Genomic DNA, 22,204 nt, shown 5'->3' with positions numbered 1-22,204 from the left:
CCCGCCTCATGGCGGGCTTTTTCATGCCTGCAAGGAGGGCAACCATGTTCATCCTGGGTCGAACCAGCCTGTCGCGGCTGGACGGCGTGCATCCCGATCTGGTGCGCGTCGTGAAGCGCGCCATCACTGTCAGCGATGTCGATTTCAGTGTCGTGGAAGGGCTGCGCACGGTGTTGCGCCAGCGGGAGCTGGTGGCGGCCGGGGCCAGCCAGACCATGGCCAGCCGCCATATCACGGGCCATGCCGTGGACCTGGCGCCCTTGGTAGGTGGCGCCTTGCGCTGGGACTGGCCGTTGGTCCACCGCGTGGCGGCGGCCATGCGCACGGCCGGGCGTCTGGAACAGGTGCCGCTGCGCTGGGGCGGGGCGTGGGACGTGCCGCTGACCGACACGGGCGATGCCGGCCCGGAAGAGGTGTCGCAGGGCTATGCCGCCCGCCGCCGTGCCGCGGGCGCGCGGCCCTTCCTGGACGGGCCGCATTTCGAGCTGCCGGCGCACCTCTATCCGGCGGCCAGGGGGGCGTGATGATGGATACCTTGCCCGACACCCCACCCTGGCCGGCCCGGCGCATCGCGGCGGCGGCCTCCCTGTTCCTGGCCGGTGCCGCCACACTGGCGGCCGGTGCCGGACTCGCCCGGGGGGAAGCGCTGGCCCTGCGGCTGGTCGATACCGGGGCGGAGATGATGGTGCTGGCCGTGGGCCTGTACGTCACCGGCGCCACGGCCGAGCGGGTCGGCGGCTGGCTGTCGCTGCGCCGCGGTCTGGCGGGCGGCCAGCTGCAGGGGGGTGCGCCATGATCGCCACCCTGACAGGGCTGCTGCGCGGCCGCTGGCTGCTGCTGGCCGGTATGCTGGCGCTGGCCGGGCTGGGCTGGTCCTGGCATGGCCGGGGGCAGGCGCTTGACGCCGCGCGGCTGGCGGAAGCGCTGGCGCGGGAGACAGCCGCCCGCAATGCCGCTGCCGTCACCGCCGTGACGGCAGCGGCGGAACGAAACCTCGCCGCCGTCACGGCGGCGGCCATGGCGGAGCGGGAGCGGCTGCGTGCTTCCGCTGCCATCGAGCGGAGGATAGAGCATGCACCGGACACGAGCGCATGCGCCGATAGTGGCGCTATTGGTGCTGTGCTTGACGGGCTGCGGGCCCGTCAAGCCGGCGCTGACGGAAGTGCAGGTGGTACGGGTGCCGGTGCCGGCCGCCCTGCTGACCTGCACGGCGGAGCCCGCCCCGCCCCCGCCCCCGGCGGATGATCGGGCCGTGGCCCGCTACATCCTGGCGCTGGCCGATGCTGGGGCCGATTGCCGGGACCGGCTGGGCGGGGTGCGGGCGGTGGTGGATGGGGCGCCTTGAGGGTGGGTCGTCGAAAAACATTCCCATGCGGACCGCGTTCGCATGGAATTACCCAGACAGCCGGGCTGCCTGGATTGCTGCAATAGCCGATTGATAGGGGCGCCAGTATCGTAATGGCAGTGTATGTTTCTCTGCCCACTGGTCTGCTGTATCAACCCATGTGGATGTGGCAAAGCCGCTTGTAATTATCTCTTGCCGCCACTTTACCAGGCCGCAAATCGAGGCAGATACATCCGCCGGCACGGGTGCGGCTCCCGTCTCCCACTGCCGCCATGCGCGTTCTGAAACACCATTAGGTCTTTCTGGCGTAGACGCCACCCACATCCCTGCTTCCTGACGACTGTAGAACAATAATCTGCGCAGGGCTTCGAGCCGCCACCCCTCCATCATACTTCGCCTTTCTCATAGCGTGCCGCATCGGCGCTGTTGGCGGCCCAGGCCTGGCTGAAATCATCCCTCTTGAACAGGCTGGCGATGCCGCTGATCTGCTTGAGGCGCAACAGTTCATCCATATCCATGCCCAAATGCTTCATGATCCAGCCATCGGACATGATCTGTGAAAGTTCACCCACCATCTGCACCATCAGGTCGATGCCGTGGGTGCCCCGTGCTCGATTATGGCGGATGGTGGAGGCCATGCGGCTGTGCCGCTCCGCCCGGTTGGTTTTGATCAATGCGACGGGAAGCCGTCCATGCAGGCGAGCGCGTAGCATTGGCAAGCGTTTCGGCAGCATGTGGCGGTGGAAACCGTCTACAACCTCATGTTCCGCTTCGCCGCTTTCCCAGGCAACGATGGGTTGGGTATAGCCATCTTCCATCACGGACTGTTCCAGCAGGGCCATTTCCGGTGGGGCCACGCTGTTGGGGTTGTAATCATTGCCACGGACGGTTTCCTCCGGCAGCCAGAGGACACAATCAACGGGCTCCCCGGCATGGGGAGAATGCTGGTGCAGGGCGCTGCGGATGCGGTTGATGGCGTCGATACGCTCTTGTACCGGCAAGTCATCCAGCCCCGCGAACAGGGCGGTGCAAGCGGTGACGATCTGGTCGGCGTCGCTCATAATAAGTCCTTTTCAAAGCGGCGGAAAACACCGCGTCGTTTGTTCGGTGGCGCCATGCGATAGCCCAGTGTCGGCCAGAAATCGCTGGTGGCGCGGTCGTTGGTGTAGATCTGCTTCAGGGGGGTGGCCCTGGCATATTCTTCAATTGCCTGCACCAGCCGGACGGGTCTTTCAGCATCATCGTCAACGGCAATCAGCAGGCGGATATGCAGCTTCGGCAACTTAAACCTGCGAGCGTTGGCGAAGCCGATCACCTGGCCGTCGTCATCATAGTCGATCCACCAGATATCCCCCCGCGCTGCTGTCGGTGCAATGCCCAGCCGGGCATGGATATCCTTGTCAACTAACCATGCCCCGATAGAGCCGAAAAGTTCGCTGTCGCCATCGGTGCCCTGCAGATAGGTTTTGATCATTATAGCCCCCGGTACTTTTCTATGATCTCTGCACGTCGGGCCATTTCCGCCTTGGTGGGCGCAAATCCCATGTACTTTCCAGCGTGGTCATTCTTCAGGATGGTGATGGCCAGCCGCTTCCATGTCGGTATTAACCGAAACTCGTTGCTCTCCACGTCATCGGCATATTCCATGCGCACGGGGAGTTTGTCGGTCTTATAGTTGGTGGGGCCACCAACCTCAAAATGGATGCCAGCGCGACGCAAGTCATCCATGGTTTCATTAGTCAGCACGCCACCCTTTTCGCGCCAAAACTTGATGCTGGTGGCCAGCTTCTGCCGGAAACCTTCCGCCGTCTCCGGAGGGAGCGTGTCCAGCAGGAACATGGCGTAATCCTTCCATGTCATGTGCGCCGGCTTCTCCACCTCCCGCCATCCCACCGCCTTGGTGTCCCCATAGATGGCCATGAAATTCACGCCATTCACGCGGCTGACCAAGCGCCCCCATATCTGAGGGTCAATGGCGCGATAAAGGCTGAGGCTGGCCTTGGCGGCGCTGATAAAGGGGCTGGCCACACGCATGGCATGGAGTGGCACACCGGCTTGATGAAAAAGGTCATACAAGCTGTTGTATCGCCAGCCAAAGCGCCCATTGGCCCGCCAGATGTCTTCAACAGCCCAGTCATAGATGGGATAGGCGTTATAGACATTCTCATAGACCTTGGTGGTCCAGGGGCGGCCTTGGAATTTGTGTATGTTCCTGTCGCTGACGATGGTGCGCCACCGGTCAAGACTTTCTTCTGCCCGCAAACCGATCAGGATGCAGGTGCGCCCCGCCCCGGTCTTCTGGTGGTGCCAGAGGGAAAAACGTTCCTGAAACTCGTAGTCGCTCATTTCCGGGGTGATAAAGGGGAAGTCGGCGGCCGAGAGGTGATAAGGCGGCAGATCCCGGACCCACAGATTGCGCTTCTCTTCCTCCCAGGGCCGCCAAAAGGTCTGGTACATGCTGGTACAGGTGGGCACCTTCACCGGCACACAGCAGCGCAGGTTTTCCACCCGGCCGGCCAGATCCTGATATGTGGCATCCACATAATCGGTCGTGGCGCTGTACTGTGCCTCATAGTCCAAGTGAAACACGCCAATGCGGCGGGCTGGCTCGTGCCTTTCCACATGCTCAATGGCCAGATTGAGCAAGACGCCGCTATCTTTGCCGCCGCTGAAGGCCACAACCACATTGTCGAAATGAGCAAAGACATAGGCAATGCGGCGGCGCGCGGCCTCCAGAACGTCAATCGACAGGGTTTCGCTTACGTGCATCTCACAGCCCTTTCACCAGGGCGATAGCGCTGCTGCGCATCCCCTGAGTGCGGTAAAGGTTAACCATTCGCTGAAAAGCCGCAAGACTATCGCCCTTCGTCTCGATAGCGGCGGTGATGCGGTCATCGATTGTGCCGGTGCATGACAGCGACACATAGACCGGGGGGCGCCATTGGCCGATGCGATGATTGCGATCCTCTGCCTGTGCGCGCTTGTCATATTTGAAGCTGTCCGCATAGAAGATGGCATAGGCAGCTTCGTTGAAGGTGTGGACCTGTCCGCCAGTGTCCTGGGTAGCGATCAGGAAGCGTGCCCCGGCCCGCCATCGCGCAATGTTCTCCGCTCTCTGGTTTTCTGTCAGATGGCCATGAAACTCAGCGATCTGTGCGGGGTCATGGGTAACGGCCAGTGCTTCACGGATATGATGGATGGCCCTGCGATATTTCGCCCAGATCAGAACCGGTTCGCCGGGCGGGATATCGGCGATAGTGTGGGTAAGCAGGGATAGCCGATGGTGCGGCACCTCGATCAGATGGCGGCGGCCCGTGTCTGGGTCTGTTCGGTGCCACCATCCGCAGGTGATGGTTTGCAGGGCCGTGAACAGGCGGAAAATCTTTACCGGCGACCAGTCGTCATAATCATGACGCAACAGGATTTCATGCTTGGCGCGCTCGTATAGCTCCCGCTGTTCACCCGTCATGGTGCAGGCGCGCGTTTCATACAGCTTTTCGGGCAAGGTCAGGCATTCATCCTTGCGGACCTGATAGACATAGGGTGCCACGCGGGCGGCCAGATATTCCTCATTATGGCTACGGATGATGCGTCCGGTGCGGCGCTTGCGCCCCCACGCATCTTTTCTCATTTCATATTCGAGGTGGTTGGCAGCGAATGACCAGAATGACCGGTAGCCCAGGATCTTCGGCGACAGGAAATTCATCTGGCTGTAAAGATCAACAGCTCCCTGACTGTAGGGCGTGCCGGTCAAACAGGTGCGATACCGTGTCTCTGCTGATAGCCGGGTGATGCGCTGGCTGCGCTTGGCGCGGTGCCCTTTGATGTACTGGCTTTCATCCACGGTGACGGCGCTGTCGGGGGCGACCAGGGCGCGGTAAGCCATGGCCACCCTGTCCGATCCGCCCATGCTTTCGCTGCCGATGATGTAGATGCGGGCGCTACGGGGGGCGGTTTCCGCCCTGGTCGCATCGTTGAACGTATAGACTTGGCTGGGTGTCAGGTCAGTGTGTTTGGCAATCTCTGACCGGATGGTTTCCCGGCCGGCGCAGGGGCAGAACCAGAAAAGGCGATGCCATTTGGCTTGGCGGATTTGGGCAAGGCGCAGGGCTGTCCGCGTCTTGCCGGTCCCCATATCCATGAACAAAGCCCCCACCCGACTGGGCAGCAGCTTGGCGACGGCCGCCGTCTGGTGCTGCATATCGTCAGTCGTGATCGAGAAGGTCGGGCGCTGCATCGAATTCCTCAACCAAGGGCGTGGTGTGTTTGGGCTGTGGCGGCTTATGGATGGCGCGGCAGCGGATGTATCGGCCTTCGTCGCTGAACTCCCCGATAACAACGCACCGCTTGTCGCTATAGCCCCTTTTGGTGTGTTTGAAGGCGCTGGCCAGAAATTCGTATTGTGCGGCAGTCAGCCAGCATGTGCGCTTTGGCTGATTGGCCAGCTCCAGCTCTACGCGCCATTTTCCGTATTTCGTCCAAGTGGCGGCGGCGACGGTGTGAATTACGATGTCCATGGCCCGCCCTCAATCCACCAGATCGGGGTCAATGTCGGTGACGACAGGCGTCAGCGCTGGCGGCTTTTCCGGCAAATTGACAATCACCGGTTCGGCATTACCCAGTGGCACATCAATCACGCCCCCGGCGGCCAGTTGGGCGCGTATCTTGTCGATCAGGATCAGCGCCGACTTGTGGACCCTGAAGCCATGTGTTTCGGCAAAGTCCAGCACCTCCTCAAAGCGGGCTGCGGGGACGCTGACGCGCTTGTCCCTATATCGGGAGCCGGGGAGGCTGCGGGCGGCGTCATAGAAATCATCATGGCGGGGCCAAGTGACAACCAGCCGGCCGGCATGGGTGGTGGTGCCGCCGGTAATCCAACGCAGTCCTTCCCGCTCAAACGCGCCACTCAATGCCTTTGCTCTGGCGGCGGGATCATGCAGCCGGACGGCAAAGCCGCTGGCCAGCAGATGATGGGCGCTTTCGGCCAGCAGATCGGCCGGTTCCCCTGCGAACGGGGTTCGCTGCCATAGAGGTGCGGACCAGCTATACCCAAGAATGCGCATTGCCTGGATAAAGCCTTCGTTTTTCTCTTCCAGCTTGGCCACCAGCACGCCATTGCGCCAACTTAAATCAGCAATCAGGACGGTCGGCTGGGGTGGTTGAAGGATAGTTGCTGTTTCGACTTCCGGCGGGGGTACAGGGCGCAGGGCTTCGCGGACATGCTGCTTGAGGGATGAGGCCAGATCGCCAATGTCGCCCCCGCGCATGTCGATCCACCAGGAAGCAGACAGTTGCTTTTTCGCGATGGCAAGCAGGGCTCTGCTAGCTTCCGCATCCGGCCCCAGCGCCCTGACCAGACGATTTGCATTCTGTGCAAGCCGCTGTGTCTCTGCGTCATGGATTTCCTCTGGATAGTCGGTTTCGCCGGCCACAATGGCGACGGCAGCGACCAAATCCTTCAGGGCGTGATGGCGCAGCCATTCCGCCCATAAAATCTGGGCATCTGATCCAGACTGGATCGGGGCAAGGCCCGCTTCCCTGTTGGCGGCCGCCGCGGCGCGGTAATCCGTTTGCCGCTGCTTGCGTTCACAATCTGCGCAGACGCGGCCAGTCTTTTCATACCGATCGGCGCGACGATCCGCGTCTTTGCGGTTTTGACCGATAACGAGGATGGATTGCCCGCATTCGGGGCAGGCATAATGGGCCTTGGCCATTTTCTCACTCTCAATAGTGGTCAGGCTGCGCTCAATCGCTGCCTGATAGGGGGAATCTAAATCGCGGCTGCGCACCATGCAAGTGCTTTTAGCTTTCCAGTCTCTCCCATGCGCGTCCAGGGCCGGCCGCCAGCCCCGAAAGCGCCGTAAGGGGCGATATGGAAAATCCGAAATAATATTTGGCAAAGTCCTTGAAGCCGATTGTCGCGGGACCAAAGTCGTGGCGTCTGCCGGGACTTTATTCATGCGTCCTTTTCGCGGGCGCAGCATGGCATGACCATTTGGTGCTATGGCGGTGCAGCAAGGGCGCCGGGGTGCGAACCGCGTTCGTACTCTGGTGACGCCCCGCCGCTGTGCCCTATCGGATGGCTGCCATCCTGGCATAGGGCACGGCGGGATCGGACGGGTACAGGATCACGCCGGCGTCATCAATGCTGACCCGCGCCTCGGGGTATGCGGCCAGCGCCAGGGTCAGCGGTTCCCGGAACTTGGCGCGAAACTGTCGGATCTGCGCAAAACCGCCCCCGAACTGCGCATAGAGTGCCGCCCAACTGATCGGTGTCGGGCGGTCCAGCACATGCAGGCGATAGGCCAACCAGATATAGATGTCGATGGCCATAGACCGGCTGCCGATTTCGCGGATGGCGGCTTCCCGGACCGGCATCGGATGCTGCATGAGGCTGTCGTAAAATCCCTCGTCAAGGCGGACGGATTCTCGCCAGAGTGTCAGTTGATCGTCATCGGCCCGGCTGGATGGCAGGATGGCGTCGCGCACGAAACTGCCGTTGCTCACCATGGTCCCGGCAGCGCCCGCCCGAAAAAAGGTCAGGCGGCAGAGCGACAGGCGCTTGCTCTGTTCACGGGCCAGTTGATATTGCCGCCCGCCACTATCTACGCCCAAATTGGCAAGCCATTGGTTCATGCTGCGGCCCAGCGGGATGTCGCGTGATCTGGTTTTGACCGCCTCTGTCTGTAAATAGAGCAGGATCATGCGGGCGATAGACCCGTAGGGTATGCCGACGGGTGCCTGATCGGCGTCGCGGCCGCTTTCAACAACCAGCTTCACGTCACCTGTCTGCCGTACCCAGGTCAGATCGGGGATCTGACGGTGCGGCAATGCTGTCATCGCAAAGCCTGCATGCATGATCCCGATACGCTGATCAGCGTCCGACAGGACAGCAAAGGCGGTATCGACGGCCTGGCGCTCCGCCTTGTCCTGTGTCACCTGCCGGGCAAAATCGATGCCCTGTGCGGTGATCAGGTGATGGATCTGGGCCATGGCGTTTTCCCTTCTGCCTGTTGAAATCTTGGCCGCCTGCCCTGCCCGGTCAATATCGTACTTTGGTGACGCAGGCTATTTGAGGGCTATTAGGATTTAGTTATTAGTATCGTCACCAAAGTACGGTGCATAAGTCCGATTCCCGTCACCAAAGTACGAATCCAGCGTCACCAAAGTACGGTGGATAAGAGGGGAAAACCGCCCCGTCACCAAAGTACGAACCCCCGGCCCTGCCCTTCATCCGGGCGAATCGCGGCGTGGTGGCTGGCGCTCCCCTACCCTGACCTTCCTATCGATGGCGTGACAGGGGCGTCACCAAAGTACGAACCGAAATACGCAAAAGCATAAATACGCAAACGCAGAATAACCAATTTATGTTTTTCTGCGCTTGTCCGCGACAAGGTCCGCATCGTCGATCTGGTATCCCGCCTGATGCAATGCCGCCATCACCAGGGCGGTGATGGATTTGCGCTGGCGGTGCGATTGCTCGCGCAACTGATCGTCCAGATAGCCTGGGATGATCAGGCCCAGGCGCGCGGTGCGGGTGGGTGGGGGTGCTGCTGGCGCCGGGGCGGGGATTTGTTGCGAGGCGCCCCAGGCGGCGCCGGTACGCAGGGAATGGGTTTCGATTTCTTCGTCCGTCAGCCCGGCGCGGCTGGGCAGCGTGCCAAGGGCCGGGCGGCGCGTGGTGAGGTCGATCGGCGGTAGCGTCGTCTTGGGCGGCATCATGCATTCTCCTTCGGGGTCAGCCGGGCCAGAAGTTCTTCGGCGATGGCGGCGACATTGGCGGCCGCCGCGCCCATCGGGTCGGTCTGGGCCGGCGTTTTGCCCGTCACATGCATTTCGCGATAGGCCGCGCGCTCCATCAGCGCCGTGCGGAACAGGGGCAGGTCCATCGCTTCCACATGCTGGCGCACATGGCGTGCCGAGACGCTTTCAAAACCCGCCGGCACGCGGGTCCATAGCAGGGCGCGCTGGATGGGGATGCGGGCCATTTCCTGGGCATCATCCACCTGCTGCGTCGTCTTCACCGCGTCTTTGACGTCGGGCAGGCTGGTCTGGGTCGGGATCAGGACCAGATGCGCGCAGTGCATGGCCTTGAGCGACAGCACGGAGGTGCCGCCCGGCAGGTCGATGATCACGACATCGGCGCCGTCAGCCTCTGCCGTGCGGATGGCCCGCAGGACATTGGCTTCGGTGATGTCGGGCACGACCCTGAAATTATCCAGGTCGGACAGGAGGCCAAAGGCGGCCGCATGCTGGTTGATATCGCCGTCCAGGACGGTGACGCGATATCCGGCCTGTGCCAGATAGGTTGCCAGCAAAATGACGGTCGTGGTTTTGCCGCACCCGCCCTTGGCGGATGCGACGGCAATGGTGGCGGCCATGGAACCTCCCGCAGGAACACAGAAGAACGCAAACACTAAAACACACATATTCGCGAACGCGCAAAAGCGCAAACACAAAAATGTGCATTATTGTTTTTACGTAAATATGTGTTTCTGCGGTTCCGTTAAGCGCGGCCCGCTGCGCCGACGTTGGCGCCTAACGACGCGGCAACCTGTTCCCGGGCCAGGAACATCTGCTGTGGGCAGACCTTCACCGGTCGCCACGGCCACCCGCCATGATCGGCCCAAAACATCTGGTCAAGGCTGTGCAGCAGGGCCAGCAGGAACCCCAGCCTCCGGTTCGCTTCTTCCGTCGCGAAAGCCCGGCGCATGAGGGCGACGGTGAACCATCCGCAGACCATGGCGCGGGTGATGGGAAGGATCAGCGGGGCGATGCCTTTAGCTGGGATTGTTTCGGATTTTACCATTGCGCGGCGGCAATCGGCCTGATTGCCCCGGTTGCGGCTGGTGTTGTCGATTAGCTGCGCCATGTCCCCGGCCCAACCCGCCGTCACCTTTTGCGCCGTCGGGCCTTCGCCTTCCGGCCAAGGCTGCGGTTCGGCGTCTATCAGCGTTTCCATCATCATTGTCAGCGGGCCGGGGTATGGCAGTTTTTCGGCCTGCGTCATGGCAATGCTGATCAGGCTGCCGGCGCCGGCCGCGAGCTGCCGGGCGTAAGGGCCGGGCAGCAGCCAACCGGCGTCCATGTCCGGCAAGAGATCGCAGGCCTTTTCCGCCGCCACCGCCGCCGGCAGGTCACGCAGCCAGTCGGGCAGCCAGTCGGGCAGCGGGCGCGAACGCGGTTTGCGGGTCATCGGCCATCCTCCCTATTGAACAGGATGTCCAATACCAGGGCTTGTGCGGCCCGGTTCGGCCATGTCCGCATCCATGGCAGGGGAGGGGGGAGCATGCCGCCGGCATGCCATTCGAAATAGCCCAGCTTCCCCGCCGCCGGGATCGGGGTGACGGCGCGGGCATTGGCCAGGACAAGGCCGCGCGGTCCGAAGAACCAGGGGCTGGGGTGCCGGTCAACGATGGCGGTGACGGTGGCCGCGCCGACAATGGCCCCCCGGATCAGATCGTCGGGCCGGGGGCAGGTGACGCCGATCCGCGCCATGGTGTCGGCGGCGTCCTCATATTCCGCCCTGGTCATGCCCAGGGCGGCATGAATGGCGATGGGGCGGGGGCGCATATCCCCCTTGCTGACGGCGGCGCGGCTGCGGTTCTCGATATCCTTGAAGCCCGTGACGATGGCCCATGCCCAGGGCTGGCGCACCGACAGGGCGATGGCTGGAAGGTCGGTCATGCCGGGTCCCCCTTGAATGTAAAGCCGGCGGCCTGGCCCAGGTCGCGGATGATGGCGGCGGCAAGGTTGGTGTAGCTGGCACGGTTCAATTCCCAATCCAGGGCCTGGTCCTGTTCCAGCGTGTAGCCATCGCCCAGATCGGTGCTGATCGTACCGTCCGGGTCGGCGCCGGCGGGTACGCCCGACAGCCAGAGCAGGCGGCCCCATGCCTGCGCCCAAACCAACGGGCGGCCGCCATAGGCGTTCAGCAGCCACAAGAAAGCCTGGGCCTTCATGGTGGTTTGTTCCGTGGGCGGCGGCAGGGGAGGGGAGGGTGGACCGGATGCCGATGCATCGGCGGCCTGTTCCGGATGATCCAGCGCCGCCTCATCCGCCGGGGTGAGCGGGCGCCATTCAGTGGGCGCGTAGGGCAGCGGCTCCTCATGTTGCGGGTCCCACCAATGGGGTTCCCCGCCATGGTCGAAACCTTCCTGTTGCGCCCAGAAGGCGAAGTTCTCGCAGTCAAGGCCATTGCACGTGCCGCGAACCTTGATGGCATCGCCATTGCGGATGGTGACCTTGTGGCCGCCCAGCACAAAGCTGGGCTCCCGGATCCAGGCGGTGGGTGCTGTGGCGATGGGGTGCCAATCCGTCATGATGTCTCTCCGCCCCGTGCGCCGGGGCATGCGGCTATATCAGCGGTTAATCAAAGGGCTGGCTGAGGTGCCGGCAGGTCCCGCACATGCGGTTGTGCGGGCCGTCGGATTGGAAGGGCTTTTGGCAGGTCATGCAGCGCCGTTCCGTGGGCGCGGGCTTGGGGCTGCGCGCTGCCAGTGGCGGGGCGGGCGTTGAATGCCAGTATGATGGCGGTGGTGGGGCGGCCGCCGGTGCCGGCGGCCATTGCAGCGGCGGCGCCTGCATCTTCCATGGGCGGGTCAGGCATAGCGCGCTGGCCTTGACCCGGATGGCGGCTTCGCTGCGGCCCAGTCGGGCCGCGATTTCCGCATTGGATGCGCCGCTGGCAAAGAGATCGCGCAGCAAGCGGCCTTCAGTGTCTGTCCAGGGGGTGCCATTGCGCGCGGTCATGCAAGCCCCCCGGCGGATGCGGTCGTTCATGATGCCGCCCGCACGCAGATGATGGGGCGGTACCAGTTCACGGCGATACGCTTACCGTCTGGGCTGGGCGCCCCATATTCGCCAATAATCCAGCGCGGCCGCGTGCATCGGTGGTCGAAAACGCCGTCAAGCCGGCGCCACCGCTTGCCTGGTGTGGTTCCCGTTGGCAGCGAGCTGCTATATTCCAGCAGGTCCATGAACGCGCGCGGGGCAAGTCGCAGCACGGGCAGGGTGGCGATCCAATTGTCATGGGATGAAGCGGCGGGCATCAGGCGCCTCCATGGGCCGGCAAGGTCAGGGCCGTGGCCAGGGGGCGGACCCAGACGGGGGTTTTGGCGATGGGGGTCCGGCGCTCCATGCTGGCCAGCAGCAGGGTCCGGCCGATTTCCACGGCGATGGCTTCGGCGCTGTCGGGCGGAATGGCATTGCCGATGCGCTCGCGCTTGGCGCTGTCGCTGTTGCCGTCCAGGTCGAAGGCCTCGGGCGGGGCGGGCAGGGGCTGGCCCTGGCGCGCGGCATGGGCGCAGGCGCGGCGCCAGATGGTCAGGGCGGCGGCGTAAGCCTCTACATCGACGATGGATTGCAGGGCGGCCAGATCCAGCGTCGTGAAAGGCCGGTGCCATGTGCCGTCGGCGGCGATGATCACCGCCACCATCCGGTCATTGGCCCTGGGCAGGGTGATGGGGTCGGTATCGCCGGCGAACGCGGTTCGCGGGTCCGCCACCGAATTGAAGCCGTTATTGTTTTTCGGATGGGCGCTGACGGCCCTGGCCGGTTCGTCATAGTTCAGCACGCCGTAATGGCCGCCGGTCTGGTAATGGTCCCGCTGCTGCGTGTCGCGCAGGAATTCGGGGCGGGGATCGGCCACCGACATGGCGCCGCTGCCCACCCGGTCACTGCCCGTAACGGTCCCGGCGGGGTGGTGCCAGTCGCGGACGGCCATTTTAGAGGTGTGGGCGTTGGGTCCCCAGGGGTAGCGGATATCGGCCACGGCGGATGCGCCCTGTCCCGTGGTGCTGCCCGCGATGACGGTCCGGGTGGGGCCATCCATGGGGGTGACGGCCCATTTGCTGTGGGTGCCGGCGGGCGGGCATGGATCGGCGACACAGCCACCGCCGGAGCTGGGGCCGTGACCGCCCGTGACGGTGGGGGCGGGGGCCGCGTAGGGAACGACGCGAAAGACATTGTTGTGATGGGTGCCGCCGGTCGGCCGTGGATCCGCAACGGAGATGCGGCCCTGTCCCGGTGATTGCTGGCCCGTCACGGCGCCCGTGGTCTGTGCCCAGTCATTGACGCCCAACTGGCTGTAGCTGTGGCCCAGATGGGGGCGGGGATCGGCGACGGAATGGCCGCCCGTGGTGGGGCTGGCGCGGCCCGTGACGGTGCCGGTGGGGGCGGCCCAGTCGCGCACGCCCATCACGTCGGCGTGCCATGTGCGGGCCGGCGCGATGGCCCAGTCGCGCAGATGGCCGTCCACCACGGCCAGGTCATTCAGCGCGCGCCAATCCTTGCCTGCCGGCACGAAGGCCAGACGGACCCAGGTGGCCCAGGTCAGCGCCGGCACCCGGTGCATGGGGCCGGCGATGGGGTCGCCGGGCAGGGGCAGCTTGCCGATGACCTCCCCCACGCCGCGCAGGGGATGCTGCGGCGGTTCATACAGGAAATCGGGGACCAGGGTGGTGTTGCGGGCCACCACAAGGGCGCGCTTGCGCCCCTGGGCCAGATTGCCCAGACGGCCGCAGCAATGCACCGTCTCCCGCGCGGCAAAGCCCCATTCGGCAAAGATGGCCAGGATCTGGTCCGTCAGGTGGCGGCCGCGTGCCGACAGGATGCGGGGGACGTTTTCGAACAGCACGATGCGCGGGGCGTTGGCCGGGTCCGGCCATGCCTCCCGCATCAGCATGACACAGCGGACGGTCAGGCGGTTCAGCGCCTGATATTTCAGGGTCGCGGCCACCTTTTCCGACAGAAGGCCGGAAATGCCCTTGCAGGGGGCGGAGATGGTGACGCAGTCCGGCACCTCGTACCCTGCCGCGCGGCGCAGGTCTTCGGCCGTTGCCTCCCGCCAGCCGGGCGGGGGCGGGCGTCCGTGGAAGGCCTGGTACTGGTCCCGGTCGAACAGGTCCAGCAATGTGCCCCTGGCCCCCGTCAGCCGTTCGAAATCGCGCAGGCCCGCCGGGTCGCTGTCGATGCCGCCGATGCATTCCCATCTGGCATCGATGGGGCCGATGCGGATGCGCGCCTTCTGGAAGCCCCTGGTCTGCCCGCCAAGGCCGCAGCACAGCGAAAAGACGGTCAGGCGCTGTTGCCCGTAGGGGTGGGGGAGGGTGGTGTCAATCACCGGAATTCTCCATCTGGTCGGCCGCCGCGTCCAGGTTGTCGGCCAGTAAAGACTGGGTCACCTGAATGGCCGCGATGATCAGGGCGCTGTGATGAGGGCTGTTGATGACCGCGCCATCCCTTGATTTCCGGCGCAGGACGCGGGCCAGTTGGCGCAGGGTCCTGGCGGCGATCTGCGCTTCTGTTGACGGCTGACGCGCTGGCGCCGCGAGTTGGATGCAGATGCCGAGAGTGGGCAGGAGCATGATGTGGACGCGACGCCGGTCGAAATCCCAATTCACGCCGACCCAGAAGGCCCCGCGCATAAACACCGGACGGATCTTCATTGCCCGGCCCCCTGCATGCGGAAATGGTCGGGCAGGGGGATGGCGCGCAGGGTGGCGTATTCGCGCCAGACGGGGTGCAGGGTGCCGCTGTCGAGAAAGATCGTGTCGGCCATCAGGCCGGCCCAGGTTTCGGCAATCGATCCCGGGTCGCCTTCCGCGATCAGTTCCAGCAGGGCGCCGCCCATGGCGTCGCGGCTGCTGAATACGCAGGTGTTGTCCGATGGGGGGATTTCTTCGTCATCAACCTGCACCTGGGCGATGGCGGGGAATAGGGGGCCGGGATCGCCATCATCATCATGGAACAGGGAGGCGGGCAGCACGCAATCGCTGCTGTGGACCCGTTCGAACAGGCTGTCGGTGTGCGGCCGGCCCCTGTCGAGGATCATCAGGATCATCATGTCGGTGGGGTTTTCGATCAGGGCCGTCATCAGGCGGCCCCGGAAAAACTCCATGTCCGAGCGGTGCGCGTGCTGCTGTGCATGGCTCAATAACGGGTCGGGTTTTGCCGGCGGGGCGGCCGGTGCCGCCGCAGCGGGTGGCGGCGGGGGCGACAGGGGCAGGGAGAAGGCGGCGGCCGGCGGGCTGACCATCGCGGTGTCGGGCAGGGTGACGGGCAGGGTCACCCGCGTGCCGCCGCCGGCCGGGGCCTTGGCCGGCACGGGCAGCAGGCCCCGATGTTCGGTCACCGAACCATCAGTTGGGGACAAGACCAGAACGCAGCCGGCGCCTTTCTGCTTCACGTCGGTGTGGGTGTATTTCCAGTGGGCGAGCGTGGGTTCGACATGGGCCCAGTCCCATCCTTCTTGCATCAGGGCGCGGCAGCGTTCCTGGCACCACCATTCCTGCAAGCCCATGAACGTGTCGCGGTGGGGCATGTAGCGAGCCCCGTTTTCGAATTCGACGATTTCGTCGCCGTCATGTCCCTCCGTCGCGTCCATGTACATCTGGATGGGGAATTTCGCGCGGGACACGGGGATCATGCCGCGCGTCACGTAATCCTTGATGCCGTTCACGCTTTGCAGGCGGGCATCGCCGGCGCGGATGGCGGCGATGATGGTCCGCTGCATCGCCGTGGATGGCGACTGGTACAGCGCGCGGGCCATGGAGACGCTGATCGTGCCATCCTCCAACGCGGCCAAAGCCTCCGGCGCCAGGGCCGTCAGCAACTTCAAACGCTGCTGCACCATGCGGGGGGTGACGCCGATGGTCTGGGCGATATGGTCGGTGGTGTAGAGATCGGGGTCCATTTCCTGCAACTCGGCAAAGCCCCTGGCTTCCTCCAGCGGGGTCGGGTCCTTGCGCGACAGGTTTTCCACGATCATGGCCGCGCGATGTTCGGTGTCCGTCATATCGCGCAGCAGGGTGGGGATGTTGGCGGCGTCCGCGTCCCATTGGCCCCGGTCGATCAGCAGGCCGATGGCCCGCCAGCGCCGTTCACCGGCCACGATTTCCCCCCGCCCATCGGGGCGGCGGCGGGCGACAAGGTTCTGCAACAGGCCCTGGGTCGCGATGGTGCCGGCCAGCAGCTCCAGTTCGTCCGCGTCGAAGTTTTTGCGGCTGTTGAAGGGGCTGGGGTAGAGATCGGCGTGACGCAGCAGGGCGATGCCGGCGGGGGCGGGCGGGGCGATGGTGGCCGGTGCCGTCACGGTGGCGGCGGGGGTGGGTGCCAGGGCCTTGCGCAGTTCGGCCAGCGCCGCTGCCGGCTGTGCCGGGACGATGACTACCGGCAGGGAGGCGGGCACCGACAGGAAAATGTCTTCAGGCAGGGACAGGGCGTCGGCCGCCAGCTGCCAGAACCCGTCCGAATGGGGTGACGGAAACTGTTCGGGGTATTTTTCCGCCATGCCGAGCGTATGGGCCGATTGGTCCGTCGCGTCGGCCAATTCTTCCAGGGTCATGCCCCGTTCCTGGCGCATGCGCTTCAGGAAGGCACCGCGCGTTTCGTCGGGCCGGGGCGCAAGGGACATTTCCATCGCGGCATGCATGATCTGCGAGAGCGGGCCGACGATGGCGGGATCGTCGGTGATGAGGCGCGAACCGTCCGGGGTGTTGGCGGATGATGCTTGTGCCACAACCGCCAGCGGTGCGCGCAACAACCGCCCTTCCGGCAGGTCCAGCGCGAGGGCCAAGGTCTGCCACAGCTCAATGTCGGTTTCGAACGCCTCCGGGTTCTGTTCGGCCCTCTGAACCTGCGCCTGGCTGATGATGCGTCCGGTGAAAACCTGATGGGTCGCTTTGGCCAAAGCGCCATGCGACAGCCCTTTTTCTTGTCGCATCCGCTTTAGAAAGTCGCCCCGTGTTTCCCCCAAACGAGGGATTGTCAAGGTCGGCGCATTGGCCGCGATGACGTCCGGATTGCCGCCGACAGTGGCGGCCAGGGCTGCCAGGGCGGCACCGGTCTTTGCGCGAGGCATGGTCAGGCTCCCTTGAAGCTGGGCAGGGGGAATTCGGTATGGTCGATCTTGATCAGATCGATCGCGGCCTCGATCGCGTTAAAAAGCCGATCATCAGCATCGACATCCATGTCGCCGCCGAAATCATCGAGATCGATGAAGTCGCGGCCATGAAGTGTGATCTCGCGGTCAATGGCGGCAACGCCGATGGCGCGCCGCTGTTCGTCGGTCAGACCGTTCCATAATGCGGCCGTGTCAAAGATTGGGCGTTTTGACATGCGAGTCTCCATGCGCCCGGACCGCATGGCCGGACGTTCGCTTACGTCTTGGGGGGAGGGATTGCTTTAGATAATTCCGGTGATGCTGATGCCCCTGGCGCCAGCGTCGACGGCATTGCGGATGGCGCGATCAAACGCGCGGTCCAGCAGATTGGTGCCGTCCTCGCGCTCCGCTGTCAGTTCACAAAGCACTTCGCCCGCCCAGACCTTGTGATCCGTCACTTTGATTTCGCGTGGCTTGCCATAGTCATCGAAGGCCAGATCGTCCAAGGCCGGGCAGAGTTCCGTTGCGGTGGCGAGCGCATCCAGCGGCACCCGGACAATCAGCGCATCGCCTTCAATCTTGATATTCATAGGCCGCATCTCCTTCTCCTACGCCACGGCCGAGATGGCGGGCGGGTGGGGCGGCAGGGTGCCGTCGGTGCTGACCAGGGCGCGGACCAGCTGGGCCGGGATCAGGATGGTATCCAGGGTGCCGCCATCGCGGACGCGGACCTGACCGTGACCGGCGCCCAGCAGCAGGGACAGGATGGTCTGGGCCGCCTGCGCCGTGACATTGTCCGGCAGCATGCGGTGACGGGCCAGCAGCAGGGGGCAGAGCGACAGGGCCATGGGGTCCGGCCCATGCTGTGAGGCCATGCCATGCAGGGCCCAGTCCAGCGGCAGGGGCTGTCCCGTCATGCCGGCCCGCCAGAGCATGGCGGCGGGCGTGATCTCCGCGCCATCGGCCATGCCGGCGGGGCGCAGATCGGCCGGGGCCGGGCGATAGAGGATGGCGGCCAGCAAAGGCAGCGGATCCAGCGGCGGGGCGATGGTGCGGCGGGGGGCCGCGTCCGCGAACGACACCACGGCGCGGGCGCGGCCGTCGGGCAGATGCGCGGTGTCCGCCACATTGACACCCATGGCATCCGCCATGCGGGCCAGCCGGTCCAGCAGTCGGGCGGCCATGCCCTTGCCCTGTCCGTTGGCGGGCGTGATGGTCAGGGTCAGGCCGTGCGCGGCCAGCGGCGGGGCGGTCATGCGGGGGTCCTTTCCGTCAGGCGGGCGGACACCAGATCATGCAGATCGCGGATGGATTTATCGCCGGTATCATCCCAGACCTCATCGGGGATGGCGATGCTGAATTCCTCCTCCAGGCGCATGGCCAGATCGATCAGGTCCAGGCTGTCAAAACCCAGATCCTTGATCAGGCGGGCTTCCTCGCTCTGCGGTGCCTCCCCGACCATGTCGGTGAGAATGGTTTTGATGCGCGCGGCGATATCCTGCCGCTGCTCGTCGGGGTGCATAAGTGCCTCCGGGGTGGTGGCGAACCGTGTTCGCACACCCAAAATACAAAATGATTTGTATTTCGCAAGCGGATTGACGCCACCCCATACAAAATTCTTTGTGTGCCATGCGCCGCCGTCCGGTGAAGGACTATGGTCCGTGTATGCCCGATAGGGGGTATACCGCCCGCAGCGGTAGAAGCTGTCGCGGATTGCGATAGGGCGAGCGGTGCATGATCGGGGCCGCAGCAATGGAGCGGTCAATGCGGGTAGGCGAGCGGTTGCAGGCGCTGCGTAAGCGGACGGGATTAAGTCGGCAAGCCTTTGCCCGCCAGTTGGGGTACCGGTCGGCATCCGGTTATTACCGGTATGAGGATCCGGACCTTCACCCGCATGACAGCTTGCCCGCCCCGCTGGTCGAGCGGTTGCGCGCCATCGTGGGGCAGGGCATGCCGCCCATCACCCCGGAAGATATCGAGGGGCTGCGCCGCCGGTCGGTGGGTAACGATGTGGCCGATCCCAAGGCGAATGCCCGTGCCGCCTATGCCCGGCTGGGCAAGGCACTGGCCGATGGGCGGATAGAAGCGGCGGCGGCATATTGTCAGGTTCTGGCCGGTGAGATCGCGCTGCTGCGCTTGCGGGGCGGTGATTGACGCTGCATACATCCGCATGCAATCGCCCCGATTAACATAATCTATTAATGCATTTTTGGGTTGCGCGCACCCTGACCCTCTGGATAGGGTATCTATGCCGCCCAGCGGGTGGCCCGGCGCTGCGAACGCCGGACCTATGCGGGCATGTACCCGCACCGACCAAGGGCCGTCCGCCTTATGTCGTCCCGCCGGGACGGCATACGATGCTATGCCTTTTCGTCCGCGACAGTCACGGGCGATCATGCTGTGCGATAGGATAGTGCGCACGCGCCCGGCGTTGCTATTACGTTCCTATTGTAATAGGATGGCAAACCTAACATTGGGCAGTGTGGCGGCTGTGTCAGACGAAAAAGAAGCGTTGATAAACGAAATCATGGGTCTGCCGCCCGATCGGGCGGCACAGGTGCTGGCCGGTATCCGGCGGATCAGGGCTGCTTATAGCGCTGGATCAGCGCCCAAATCTGGGCGATCGCTTCGGGCGGAAGATCGTCATCCAGTTCCGCCCGCACCCGGGCGGTCGTGATGGATGGCGCGGGATCATCGGTCAGCATCTTGAGATAGCGGGCAGACACACCCAACGCGTCGGCGATTTCCAGTATCTTCTGCGGGTTTGTGATCTTGTCGCCTTCCAGCTGCACGATGGATTGCTGTGTGCATCCGGCAGCGGCCGCCAGATCGCCCTGGGTCATGCGCAGATGTTTGCGCCTGGCGCGCACGCGCTTGCCGATCGTGTCCAGGCTGGTTTCGGGGTTTTTGGTCATGCCGCCATCTTACAAAATCGATTGTTTCGCCGCGCCCAAAAGTTCCTGTTGAAAAAATACAAATCATTTTGTATTTCGGGAGCATGGAACGGAACGAACCCACCCCCATTGTCCGGGCAATACGGAAGGCAGGCGGACAGGCCTTGCTGGGGGCTGAGATTGGTTGCACGCAGCAGGCCATTTCCGCCGCGAAGCGGGCGGGCAAGCCCAGCCCGGCAATGGCGGTCAGGATTGCCCTGTATCTGGGCGAGCGGCCCGAACTGCTGTGGCCCGACCTTTTCGCCATTCATCCGGGGAGGTATGCCGCATGACCCGCCCCGGATATCCGAGCCTCCCCACCGCCGCCGTTGGACCGCTTGGCGGTGGTGACTTGACGGGGCGGGCCGTGCGACCGGTCCGCCCCGTTCTTTCCCTGTCAGCATGCCCGGTCTGGTCCGTCGCGCAGCCGTTCGGCCAGCGCACGCAGATGGTGTGGGTCATGAAGCCTTCCGCCATCGGGAAGTCGGAGGCCTTCGCCGGCATCCTGCGCCATCCCGTCCAGATGGGCGGCCATCCGGTCGCGCAAGGCGCGGCGCAGGGCCAGCACATGGGTTTCATACCCTTCCTCCGTCCAGGCCATTGCCTTCCCCCTTCTATCCATGTTTCCAGCATGCCGGGAGATGTCCATGGGTGACACACCAAAGACGGGCAATGCAGGTGCGTCCGGCACCAAAATGCCGGCCAGCGCCATTACGGCGGAGCTGGTGCAGCAATGGTTCACCGATGCGCTGCGCGGGTCGGTCGGCCGGGGCAAGGCGTTTTCGCGCGAGGATGTGTGCGACGCGGCGCAGGTCAATCCCAACACGCTGGGTAGCTGGATGGGGGAGCGCAACACGCCCGTGATGTGGCAGTTCATGCGGCTGGCCGCCGTGCTGGGTCCCGATCTGGTCAATGGGCTGCTGCGGCCCATCGGCATGGGCGGGGCGGACTGGCTGGCGCCGGCGGATACCGGCCTGTGGTCGGTCAATGCCGATGTGGCGGGTTTCAGCCAGGAGATTGCCGAGGCCCTGGCCGATGATGGGCGGGTGGATCCCGTGGAACAGGCGCGCATTGATGCGCGGCTGAACCGGGTGGTGGAAAGCGCACAGCGTTATCTGGCGGGCCGTGCCTTGATTAACCGGGGGCGGTTGCGCGTGGTCGGGGGTGGGTCATGAGCGAGGACCGGACCGACATGCCGCCGGACGGGCCGGCCCGTCCCCGCCGCATCGCGTGGGGCGTCATCGTCTTTCAGGGGGCGCTGTATGCCTGGCTGATCGGGGCGGTGGCGGTTTCCGTGTGCCTGGAATTCCGGGGGGTGCCATGACGCGGCCTGTGGACCGGGACCTGTCGCCGGAGATGGCGGCCGTCATGGCGGCGTGCCGCCTGTCGCTGTCGCCCGATGATGCGGCGGCGCTGGCCGATCTGCGCCGCGCGGCGGGGCAGATGGCGGCGGTGGACGGGGAGAGCGCGGCACGGATGCGGTTCCGCCTGGTGGCGCAGGAATGCGCCCTGATGCCCGGCCCCGATGCCCTGGCCCGCCTGTCGGCCGCCATGGTGGATTTCAACCGCGCCGATCTGTTGCCCCTTGCGCCGCCGCCGGAGGATGTGCGGCCGGGGCGGGGGCGGGCCAATTGGCAGCGGCGGGCCGGAGGTAACGGGGTGGCGGCGGCGATGCCGCGCGATCCCGCCGATCTTTACACCGATCTGTGAGGGTGTCATGGACAGCATCGATCTGACCATCATGATGGAAGCCGGGGAGGGATGGCCCTGTGTGGCCGTGCTGGTCCGCTTCACCCTGGACGGGGTGGAGGGTGTGCGGCCGCTGGACCGGGAGAATGCGCCCGCCTGGATGCTGGCCGGCATCGACAGTGCCGACGGCCTGTTGCGCGCGGGCCTGCCGCTGGACCGGCTGGATGCACTGTCGCGCGTCTGGTCGGGCACGGCGGTTCTGCCCGTGCTGCGCGCGCTGGCCGTGGCGCAAGCGGAGCAGGGAGAGGCGGCGCGCGATGCGATCCTGTTGCGGCGGTATCCGCGCGCGGAATT

Annotated in this window: 33 protein-coding genes; 9 read left to right on the top strand and 24 right to left on the bottom strand. The window is 64.6% G+C overall.

The features are described from left to right. Positions 1-44: 44 nt before the first annotated feature. The 4 genes from ACM9LZ_RS22560 to ACM9LZ_RS26195 are packed head-to-tail and all read left to right on the top strand — an operon-like array spanning position 45 to position 1,345. Positions 45-524, top strand: coding sequence for a M15 family metallopeptidase (locus tag ACM9LZ_RS22560; RefSeq protein WP_416621783.1), 480 nt, complete (start codon positions 45-47; stop codon positions 522-524). Beyond that, the gene (locus tag ACM9LZ_RS22555) at positions 524-796 is read left to right on the top strand and encodes a hypothetical protein (protein ID WP_416621782.1); all 273 of its coding nucleotides are present in this window, start codon (positions 524-526) and stop codon (positions 794-796) included. Before ACM9LZ_RS22560 ends, ACM9LZ_RS22555 begins: the two co-directional genes overlap by 1 nt. After that, on the top strand, positions 793-1,245 hold the full coding sequence (locus ACM9LZ_RS22550; protein WP_416621781.1) for a hypothetical protein: 453 nt from the start codon (positions 793-795) through the stop codon (positions 1,243-1,245). The genes ACM9LZ_RS22555 and ACM9LZ_RS22550 overlap by 4 nt, the downstream gene beginning before the upstream one ends. Continuing rightward, entirely contained in the window at positions 1,163-1,345 is a 183-nt protein-coding gene (locus ACM9LZ_RS26195) for a hypothetical protein (protein ID WP_465123043.1), read from the top strand. The genes ACM9LZ_RS22550 and ACM9LZ_RS26195 overlap by 83 nt, the downstream gene beginning before the upstream one ends. A 48-nt stretch (positions 1,346-1,393) precedes the next feature. Here ACM9LZ_RS26195 and ACM9LZ_RS22545 read toward each other — a convergent pair whose 3' ends face one another. From ACM9LZ_RS22545 to ACM9LZ_RS22440, 22 genes are all read right to left on the bottom strand, one after another. After that, entirely contained in the window at positions 1,394-1,732 is a 339-nt protein-coding gene (locus tag ACM9LZ_RS22545; protein ID WP_416621792.1) for an Aca2/YdiL-like domain-containing protein, read from the bottom strand. Continuing rightward, positions 1,732-2,406, bottom strand: a complete 675-nt coding sequence (locus tag ACM9LZ_RS22540; RefSeq protein ID WP_416621780.1) for an IbrB-like domain-containing protein — start codon at positions 2,404-2,406, stop codon at positions 1,732-1,734. The genes ACM9LZ_RS22545 and ACM9LZ_RS22540 overlap by 1 nt, the downstream gene beginning before the upstream one ends. Beyond that, positions 2,403-2,819 (bottom strand): hypothetical protein, encoded by a 417-nt coding sequence (locus ACM9LZ_RS22535; RefSeq protein WP_416621779.1) that lies wholly within the window; start codon positions 2,817-2,819, stop codon positions 2,403-2,405. The genes ACM9LZ_RS22540 and ACM9LZ_RS22535 overlap by 4 nt, the downstream gene beginning before the upstream one ends. Further along, entirely contained in the window at positions 2,819-4,114 is a 1,296-nt protein-coding gene (locus tag ACM9LZ_RS22530) for a DUF3440 domain-containing protein (RefSeq protein ID WP_416621778.1), read from the bottom strand. The genes ACM9LZ_RS22535 and ACM9LZ_RS22530 overlap by 1 nt, the downstream gene beginning before the upstream one ends. Position 4,115: 1 nt before the next feature. Then, a complete protein-coding gene (locus ACM9LZ_RS22525) occupies positions 4,116-5,582 on the bottom strand; it encodes an SNF2-related protein (RefSeq protein WP_416621777.1) in 1,467 nt (488 codons plus the stop codon). Beyond that, positions 5,551-5,862, bottom strand: a complete 312-nt coding sequence (locus ACM9LZ_RS22520) for a hypothetical protein (protein ID WP_416621776.1) — start codon at positions 5,860-5,862, stop codon at positions 5,551-5,553. The genes ACM9LZ_RS22525 and ACM9LZ_RS22520 overlap by 32 nt, the downstream gene beginning before the upstream one ends. 9 nt (positions 5,863-5,871) lie before the next feature. Continuing rightward, positions 5,872-7,137 (bottom strand): hypothetical protein, encoded by a 1,266-nt coding sequence (locus tag ACM9LZ_RS22515; RefSeq protein WP_416621775.1) that lies wholly within the window; start codon positions 7,135-7,137, stop codon positions 5,872-5,874. A 280-nt stretch (positions 7,138-7,417) separates the two neighbouring features. Beyond that, entirely contained in the window at positions 7,418-8,338 is a 921-nt protein-coding gene (locus tag ACM9LZ_RS22510) for a replication protein RepA (RefSeq protein ID WP_416621774.1), read from the bottom strand. Positions 8,339-8,710: 372 nt separating this feature from the next. Then, a complete protein-coding gene (locus tag ACM9LZ_RS22505; RefSeq protein ID WP_416621773.1) occupies positions 8,711-9,067 on the bottom strand; it encodes a hypothetical protein in 357 nt (118 codons plus the stop codon). Next, a complete protein-coding gene (locus ACM9LZ_RS22500) occupies positions 9,064-9,726 on the bottom strand; it encodes an AAA family ATPase (RefSeq protein ID WP_416621772.1) in 663 nt (220 codons plus the stop codon). Before ACM9LZ_RS22500 ends, ACM9LZ_RS22505 begins: the two co-directional genes overlap by 4 nt. A 125-nt stretch (positions 9,727-9,851) precedes the next feature. Continuing rightward, positions 9,852-10,541: a hypothetical protein gene (locus ACM9LZ_RS22495; protein WP_416621771.1), complete on the bottom strand. Its 690-nt coding sequence runs from the start codon at positions 10,539-10,541 to the stop codon at positions 9,852-9,854. Then, positions 10,538-11,032, bottom strand: coding sequence for an ASCH domain-containing protein (locus ACM9LZ_RS22490; protein ID WP_416621770.1), 495 nt, complete (start codon positions 11,030-11,032; stop codon positions 10,538-10,540). The genes ACM9LZ_RS22495 and ACM9LZ_RS22490 overlap by 4 nt, the downstream gene beginning before the upstream one ends. Then, complete coding sequence (locus ACM9LZ_RS22485) at positions 11,029-11,667, bottom strand: hypothetical protein (protein WP_416621769.1); 639 nt, start codon at positions 11,665-11,667, stop codon at positions 11,029-11,031. Before ACM9LZ_RS22485 ends, ACM9LZ_RS22490 begins: the two co-directional genes overlap by 4 nt. 46 nt (positions 11,668-11,713) lie before the next feature. Continuing rightward, positions 11,714-12,097 carry a hypothetical protein gene (locus tag ACM9LZ_RS22480; RefSeq protein ID WP_416621768.1) on the bottom strand — a complete coding sequence of 128 codons (384 nt, stop codon included), beginning with the start codon at positions 12,095-12,097 and terminating at the stop codon, positions 11,714-11,716. Between the two features lie 26 nt (positions 12,098-12,123). Further along, positions 12,124-12,396, bottom strand: a complete 273-nt coding sequence (locus ACM9LZ_RS22475; protein ID WP_416621767.1) for a hypothetical protein — start codon at positions 12,394-12,396, stop codon at positions 12,124-12,126. Beyond that, positions 12,396-14,468: a DNA cytosine methyltransferase gene (locus ACM9LZ_RS22470; RefSeq protein ID WP_416621766.1), complete on the bottom strand. Its 2,073-nt coding sequence runs from the start codon at positions 14,466-14,468 to the stop codon at positions 12,396-12,398. Before ACM9LZ_RS22470 ends, ACM9LZ_RS22475 begins: the two co-directional genes overlap by 1 nt. After that, the gene (locus ACM9LZ_RS22465) at positions 14,461-14,793 is read right to left on the bottom strand and encodes a hypothetical protein (RefSeq protein ID WP_416621765.1); all 333 of its coding nucleotides are present in this window, start codon (positions 14,791-14,793) and stop codon (positions 14,461-14,463) included. The genes ACM9LZ_RS22470 and ACM9LZ_RS22465 overlap by 8 nt, the downstream gene beginning before the upstream one ends. Beyond that, on the bottom strand, positions 14,790-17,207 hold the full coding sequence (locus ACM9LZ_RS22460) for a ParB/RepB/Spo0J family partition protein (RefSeq protein ID WP_416621764.1): 2,418 nt from the start codon (positions 17,205-17,207) through the stop codon (positions 14,790-14,792). Before ACM9LZ_RS22460 ends, ACM9LZ_RS22465 begins: the two co-directional genes overlap by 4 nt. A 2-nt stretch (positions 17,208-17,209) precedes the next feature. Further along, complete coding sequence (locus ACM9LZ_RS22455; RefSeq protein ID WP_416621763.1) at positions 17,210-17,476, bottom strand: hypothetical protein; 267 nt, start codon at positions 17,474-17,476, stop codon at positions 17,210-17,212. A 54-nt stretch (positions 17,477-17,530) separates the two neighbouring features. After that, a complete protein-coding gene (locus ACM9LZ_RS22450; RefSeq protein ID WP_416621762.1) occupies positions 17,531-17,818 on the bottom strand; it encodes a hypothetical protein in 288 nt (95 codons plus the stop codon). A gap of 18 nt (positions 17,819-17,836) precedes the next feature. Beyond that, positions 17,837-18,484, bottom strand: coding sequence for a hypothetical protein (locus ACM9LZ_RS22445; protein ID WP_416621761.1), 648 nt, complete (start codon positions 18,482-18,484; stop codon positions 17,837-17,839). Further along, positions 18,481-18,750 carry an acyl carrier protein gene (locus ACM9LZ_RS22440; RefSeq protein ID WP_416621760.1) on the bottom strand — a complete coding sequence of 90 codons (270 nt, stop codon included), beginning with the start codon at positions 18,748-18,750 and terminating at the stop codon, positions 18,481-18,483. Before ACM9LZ_RS22440 ends, ACM9LZ_RS22445 begins: the two co-directional genes overlap by 4 nt. A 242-nt stretch (positions 18,751-18,992) precedes the next feature. Between ACM9LZ_RS22440 and ACM9LZ_RS22435 the strand changes: the two genes are divergently transcribed. Continuing rightward, positions 18,993-19,382 carry a helix-turn-helix domain-containing protein gene (locus ACM9LZ_RS22435; RefSeq protein WP_416621759.1) on the top strand — a complete coding sequence of 130 codons (390 nt, stop codon included), beginning with the start codon at positions 18,993-18,995 and terminating at the stop codon, positions 19,380-19,382. 425 nt (positions 19,383-19,807) lie between these two features. Here ACM9LZ_RS22435 and ACM9LZ_RS22430 read toward each other — a convergent pair whose 3' ends face one another. After that, positions 19,808-20,143 (bottom strand): helix-turn-helix domain-containing protein, encoded by a 336-nt coding sequence (locus tag ACM9LZ_RS22430; RefSeq protein ID WP_416621758.1) that lies wholly within the window; start codon positions 20,141-20,143, stop codon positions 19,808-19,810. A gap of 415 nt (positions 20,144-20,558) precedes the next feature. Then, a complete protein-coding gene (locus tag ACM9LZ_RS22425; RefSeq protein WP_416621757.1) occupies positions 20,559-20,762 on the bottom strand; it encodes a hypothetical protein in 204 nt (67 codons plus the stop codon). Between the two features lie 46 nt (positions 20,763-20,808). Here ACM9LZ_RS22425 and ACM9LZ_RS22420 point away from each other — a divergent pair, with 46 nt between their 5' ends. The 4 genes from ACM9LZ_RS22420 to ACM9LZ_RS22405 form a co-directional block, all read left to right on the top strand. Beyond that, positions 20,809-21,336, top strand: coding sequence for a hypothetical protein (locus ACM9LZ_RS22420; protein ID WP_416621756.1), 528 nt, complete (start codon positions 20,809-20,811; stop codon positions 21,334-21,336). Then, positions 21,333-21,485, top strand: a complete 153-nt coding sequence (locus tag ACM9LZ_RS22415; RefSeq protein WP_416621755.1) for a hypothetical protein — start codon at positions 21,333-21,335, stop codon at positions 21,483-21,485. Before ACM9LZ_RS22420 ends, ACM9LZ_RS22415 begins: the two co-directional genes overlap by 4 nt. After that, a complete protein-coding gene (locus ACM9LZ_RS22410) occupies positions 21,482-21,871 on the top strand; it encodes a hypothetical protein (protein WP_416621754.1) in 390 nt (129 codons plus the stop codon). The genes ACM9LZ_RS22415 and ACM9LZ_RS22410 overlap by 4 nt, the downstream gene beginning before the upstream one ends. A 7-nt stretch (positions 21,872-21,878) precedes the next feature. Further along, positions 21,879-22,204: hypothetical protein (locus ACM9LZ_RS22405; RefSeq protein WP_416621753.1), on the top strand; the 326-nt coding region annotated here is incomplete at its 3' end.

It is taken from the genome of Niveispirillum fermenti (assembly GCF_048066175.1).
Lineage (GTDB): Bacteria > Pseudomonadota > Alphaproteobacteria > Azospirillales > Azospirillaceae > Niveispirillum > Niveispirillum fermenti.
Note: the sequence above shows the minus strand (reverse complement) of the source record. Positions and strands in the feature narration are given on the sequence as shown.

Excerpts from the sequence above, each read along its gene's own strand:
- ACM9LZ_RS22415 (WP_416621755.1), top strand. The coding sequence starts at position 21,333 with ATGAGCGAGGACCGGACCGACATGCCGCCGGACGGGCCGGCCCGTCCC.
- ACM9LZ_RS22510 (WP_416621774.1), bottom strand. The coding sequence starts at position 8,338 with ATGGCCCAGATCCATCACCTGATCACCGCACAGGGCATCGATTTTGCC.
- ACM9LZ_RS22520 (WP_416621776.1), bottom strand. The coding sequence starts at position 5,862 with ATGGACATCGTAATTCACACCGTCGCCGCCGCCACTTGGACGAAATAC.
- ACM9LZ_RS22540 (WP_416621780.1), bottom strand. The coding sequence starts at position 2,406 with ATGAGCGACGCCGACCAGATCGTCACCGCTTGCACCGCCCTGTTCGCG.
- ACM9LZ_RS22480 (WP_416621768.1), bottom strand. The coding sequence starts at position 12,097 with ATGACCGCGCGCAATGGCACCCCCTGGACAGACACTGAAGGCCGCTTG.
- ACM9LZ_RS22485 (WP_416621769.1), bottom strand. The coding sequence starts at position 11,667 with ATGACGGATTGGCACCCCATCGCCACAGCACCCACCGCCTGGATCCGG.
- ACM9LZ_RS22435 (WP_416621759.1), top strand. The coding sequence starts at position 18,993 with ATGCGGGTAGGCGAGCGGTTGCAGGCGCTGCGTAAGCGGACGGGATTA.
- ACM9LZ_RS22465 (WP_416621765.1), bottom strand. The coding sequence starts at position 14,793 with ATGAAGATCCGTCCGGTGTTTATGCGCGGGGCCTTCTGGGTCGGCGTG.
- ACM9LZ_RS22535 (WP_416621779.1), bottom strand. The coding sequence starts at position 2,819 with ATGATCAAAACCTATCTGCAGGGCACCGATGGCGACAGCGAACTTTTC.
- ACM9LZ_RS22505 (WP_416621773.1), bottom strand. The coding sequence starts at position 9,067 with ATGATGCCGCCCAAGACGACGCTACCGCCGATCGACCTCACCACGCGC.
- ACM9LZ_RS22410 (WP_416621754.1), top strand. The coding sequence starts at position 21,482 with ATGACGCGGCCTGTGGACCGGGACCTGTCGCCGGAGATGGCGGCCGTC.
- ACM9LZ_RS22560 (WP_416621783.1), top strand. The coding sequence starts at position 45 with ATGTTCATCCTGGGTCGAACCAGCCTGTCGCGGCTGGACGGCGTGCAT.
- ACM9LZ_RS22530 (WP_416621778.1), bottom strand. The coding sequence starts at position 4,114 with ATGCACGTAAGCGAAACCCTGTCGATTGACGTTCTGGAGGCCGCGCGC.
- ACM9LZ_RS22440 (WP_416621760.1), bottom strand. The coding sequence starts at position 18,750 with ATGCACCCCGACGAGCAGCGGCAGGATATCGCCGCGCGCATCAAAACC.
- ACM9LZ_RS22425 (WP_416621757.1), bottom strand. The coding sequence starts at position 20,762 with ATGGCCTGGACGGAGGAAGGGTATGAAACCCATGTGCTGGCCCTGCGC.
- ACM9LZ_RS22475 (WP_416621767.1), bottom strand. The coding sequence starts at position 12,396 with ATGCCCGCCGCTTCATCCCATGACAATTGGATCGCCACCCTGCCCGTG.
- ACM9LZ_RS22460 (WP_416621764.1), bottom strand. The coding sequence starts at position 17,207 with ATGCCTCGCGCAAAGACCGGTGCCGCCCTGGCAGCCCTGGCCGCCACT.
- ACM9LZ_RS22545 (WP_416621792.1), bottom strand. The coding sequence starts at position 1,732 with ATGGAGGGGTGGCGGCTCGAAGCCCTGCGCAGATTATTGTTCTACAGT.
- ACM9LZ_RS22515 (WP_416621775.1), bottom strand. The coding sequence starts at position 7,137 with ATGGTGCGCAGCCGCGATTTAGATTCCCCCTATCAGGCAGCGATTGAG.
- ACM9LZ_RS22550 (WP_416621781.1), top strand. The coding sequence starts at position 793 with ATGATCGCCACCCTGACAGGGCTGCTGCGCGGCCGCTGGCTGCTGCTG.
- ACM9LZ_RS22500 (WP_416621772.1), bottom strand. The coding sequence starts at position 9,726 with ATGGCCGCCACCATTGCCGTCGCATCCGCCAAGGGCGGGTGCGGCAAA.
- ACM9LZ_RS22420 (WP_416621756.1), top strand. The coding sequence starts at position 20,809 with ATGGGTGACACACCAAAGACGGGCAATGCAGGTGCGTCCGGCACCAAA.
- ACM9LZ_RS22445 (WP_416621761.1), bottom strand. The coding sequence starts at position 18,484 with ATGACCGCCCCGCCGCTGGCCGCGCACGGCCTGACCCTGACCATCACG.
- ACM9LZ_RS22555 (WP_416621782.1), top strand. The coding sequence starts at position 524 with ATGATGGATACCTTGCCCGACACCCCACCCTGGCCGGCCCGGCGCATC.
- ACM9LZ_RS22490 (WP_416621770.1), bottom strand. The coding sequence starts at position 11,032 with ATGACCGACCTTCCAGCCATCGCCCTGTCGGTGCGCCAGCCCTGGGCA.
- ACM9LZ_RS22450 (WP_416621762.1), bottom strand. The coding sequence starts at position 17,818 with ATGAATATCAAGATTGAAGGCGATGCGCTGATTGTCCGGGTGCCGCTG.
- ACM9LZ_RS22525 (WP_416621777.1), bottom strand. The coding sequence starts at position 5,582 with ATGCAGCGCCCGACCTTCTCGATCACGACTGACGATATGCAGCACCAG.
- ACM9LZ_RS22495 (WP_416621771.1), bottom strand. The coding sequence starts at position 10,541 with ATGACCCGCAAACCGCGTTCGCGCCCGCTGCCCGACTGGCTGCCCGAC.
- ACM9LZ_RS22455 (WP_416621763.1), bottom strand. The coding sequence starts at position 17,476 with ATGGAGACTCGCATGTCAAAACGCCCAATCTTTGACACGGCCGCATTA.
- ACM9LZ_RS22430 (WP_416621758.1), bottom strand. The coding sequence starts at position 20,143 with ATGACCAAAAACCCCGAAACCAGCCTGGACACGATCGGCAAGCGCGTG.